General features: G+C 57.2%; 3 protein-coding genes. 2 read left to right on the top strand and 1 reads right to left on the bottom strand.

The genetic code is table 11. From position 1 onward, the window contains the following. Positions 1 to 19: 19 nt before the first annotated feature. A complete protein-coding gene (gene cysS, locus FN633_RS08665; protein ID WP_154057434.1) occupies positions 20 to 1,405 on the bottom strand; it encodes a cysteine--tRNA ligase in 1,386 nt (461 codons plus the stop codon). A gap of 173 nt (positions 1,406 to 1,578) precedes the next feature. Here cysS and ppiB point away from each other — a divergent pair, with 173 nt between their 5' ends. Both ppiB and lpxH read left to right on the top strand, forming a co-directional pair. Then, entirely contained in the window at positions 1,579 to 2,073 is a 495-nt protein-coding gene (gene ppiB, locus FN633_RS08660; protein ID WP_042391734.1) for a peptidylprolyl isomerase B, read from the top strand. Between the two features lie 2 nt (positions 2,074 to 2,075). Then, on the top strand, positions 2,076 to 2,773 hold a 698-nt coding region (gene lpxH / locus FN633_RS08655), incomplete at its 3' end, for a UDP-2,3-diacylglucosamine diphosphatase (protein WP_154058868.1).

The raw sequence follows: 2,773 nt of genomic DNA, 5'->3' as shown, positions 1-2,773 counted from the left end.
GCCACCGGGCACAACACGCTTACTTACGACGCCAGGTGGTTCCCTGCGGGCCATCTTCCAGCACGATCCCCATCTCGTTCAGACGGTCACGCGCCGCATCCGCCGCCGCCCAGTCTTTCGCTTTCCGCGCGTCCAGACGCTGCTGGATCAGGGCTTCAATCTCTGCAACTTCACCGTCGTCCGCCTGCGCACCGCTCTGCAGGAAAGCTTCCGGCTCCTGCTCTAGCAGGCCGAGCACGGCAGCCAGCTTGCGCAGATGGGATGCCATGGCGTTCGCCGCCTGCATGTCTTCGCTCTTCAGACGGTTAACGTCGCGGGCCATGTCGAACAGCACCGAGTAGGCTTCCGGGGTGTTGAAGTCATCGTCCATCGCCTCGACAAAGCGCGCTTCAAAGGCGTCGCCGCCCGCTGCGGCAACGGATGTGTCAGTGCCGCGCAGCGCGGTGTAGAGACGCTCCAGCGCCGAACGCGCCTGCTTGAGGTTCTCTTCGCTGTAGTTGAGCTGGCTGCGATAGTGACCGGACATTAGGAAGTAACGGATGGTCTCCGCATCGTAATACTTCAGCACGTCGCGTACGGTAAAGAAGTTGCCCAGCGATTTCGACATCTTCTCGCGGTCAACCATCACCATGCCGGAGTGCATCCAGTAGTTCACGTACTCGCCGTCGTGGGCGCAGGTAGACTGGGCAATTTCGTTTTCGTGATGCGGGAACATCAGGTCCGATCCGCCGCCGTGAATGTCGAAATGGTGACCCAGCTGCTTGCAGTTCATCGCCGAGCACTCAATGTGCCAGCCCGGACGCCCCTCGCCCCACGGTGAAGGCCAGCTCGGCTCGCCCGGCTTGGACATCTTCCACAGCACGAAATCCATCGGGTTGCGTTTGATCTCAGCGACTTCAACGCGAGCTCCGGCCTGCAGCTGCTCCAGATCCTGGCGCGACAGCTTGCCGTAGTTGGGATCGGTGGGCACGGAGAACATCACGTCGCCGTTGTCGGCCACGTAGGCATGACCGCGTTCGATCAGGCGCTCGGTGATCTCGATGATTTCGTGAATATGGTGGGTGGCGCGCGGCTCGCTGTCAGGACGCAGGATGTTCAGGGCGTCGAAATCAGCGTGCATCTCGCCGATCATGCGATCCACCAGCGCGACAAAGCTCTCGCCGTTTTCGTTAGCACGTTTGATGATCTTGTCGTCGATATCGGTGATGTTACGCACGTACTTCAGCTCATAGCCAAGGAAACGCAGGTAGCGGGATACTACGTCGAAGGAGACGAAGGTCCGGCCATGGCCGATATGACAGAGATCGTAAACGGTGATACCACACACGTACATGCCAACCTTCCCGGCATGAATAGGTTTAAATTCCTCTTTTTGGCGCGTCAGGGTGTTATAAATTTTTAGCATCAAAGATTCCGTTGAGACGTGTGTGGAGAATGAAGTGGGTATGATACCCATAATTGATAACCGAAGCAGCACCCTTTGCAAGGTGATCGAACCTTGCGGTTATGCTATAACAGGCGACTATACGTGACCCACAGCTGGGTCGATGCTCTACACTACCGGAACAGGATGCAAAAATGGTTACTTTCCACACTAATCACGGCGATATCGTAATCAAAACGTTTGATGACAAAGCGCCTGAAACTGTTAAGAACTTCCTGGACTACTGCCGCGAAGGTTTCTACAACAACACCATTTTCCACCGTGTTATCAATGGCTTTATGATCCAGGGCGGCGGCTTTGAGCCGGGCATGAATCAGAAAGCAACCAAAGACGCGATCAAAAACGAAGCGAACAACGGCCTGAAAAACACCCGTGGCACGCTGGCAATGGCCCGTACCCAGGCACCGCACTCTGCTACTGCCCAGTTCTTCATCAACGTGGCAGACAACGACTTCCTGAACTTCAGCGGTGAAAACATGCAGGGCTGGGGCTACTGTGTATTTGCTGAAGTGGTTGAAGGCATGGACGTGGTCGACAAAATCAAAGCGGTCTCTACCGGTCGCAGCGGCATGCACCAGGACGTTCCTAAAGAAGACGTGATCATCGAAAACGTGACCGTCAGCGAGTAATCGTGGCGACGCTTTTCATCGCAGATCTCCATCTGTGTACAGAAGAACCGGCGATCACCGCCGGTTTTCTACGTTTTCTGGCCGGTACGGCGCGTGACGCCGACGCGCTCTATATTTTGGGCGATCTCTTTGAAGCCTGGATTGGCGACGACGATCCCAATCCCCTGCATCAGCAGATCGCGGCCGCCCTCAGAGCGCTGAGCGACAGCGGCGTCCCCTGCTACTTTATTCACGGCAACCGTGATTTCCTGCTGGGCAAGCGCTTCGCTCGCGAGAGCGGCATGACGCTGCTGCCGGAAGAGGTGGTACTCGACCTCTACGGTCGCCGGGTGCTGATTATGCACGGCGATACCCTGTGCACCGACGACGCGGGCTACCAGGCGTTTCGTGCCAAGGTCCACCAGCCCTGGCTACAAAAGCTGTTTCTTGCTCTGCCGCTGTTTATCCGCCATAAGGTGGCCGCGAAGATGCGCGCCGACAGCAAAGCGGCTAACAGCAGCAAATCGCTTACCATTATGGATGTGAACCAGCAGGCAGTGAGCCATGCACTGGAACGTCATAAGGTACAGTGGCTTATCCATGGTCATACCCACCGCCCGGCGGTGCACGAGCTGACCGCCAACGGCGAACCGGCTTTTCGCTGCGTGCTAGGGGCCTGGCATAGCGAAGGCTCGATGATCGCAGTGACTCCGGAGCGGGT

The sequence above is a fragment of the Pseudescherichia vulneris genome (assembly GCF_902164725.1).
Lineage (GTDB): Bacteria > Pseudomonadota > Gammaproteobacteria > Enterobacterales > Enterobacteriaceae > Pseudescherichia > Pseudescherichia vulneris.
The sequence above is the reverse complement of the archived record's forward strand: the minus strand, read 5'-3'. Positions and strand labels throughout refer to the sequence as shown.

Excerpts from the sequence above, each read along its gene's own strand:
- ppiB (WP_042391734.1), top strand. The coding sequence starts at position 1,579 with ATGGTTACTTTCCACACTAATCACGGCGATATCGTAATCAAAACGTTT.
- cysS (WP_154057434.1), bottom strand. The coding sequence starts at position 1,405 with ATGCTAAAAATTTATAACACCCTGACGCGCCAAAAAGAGGAATTTAAA.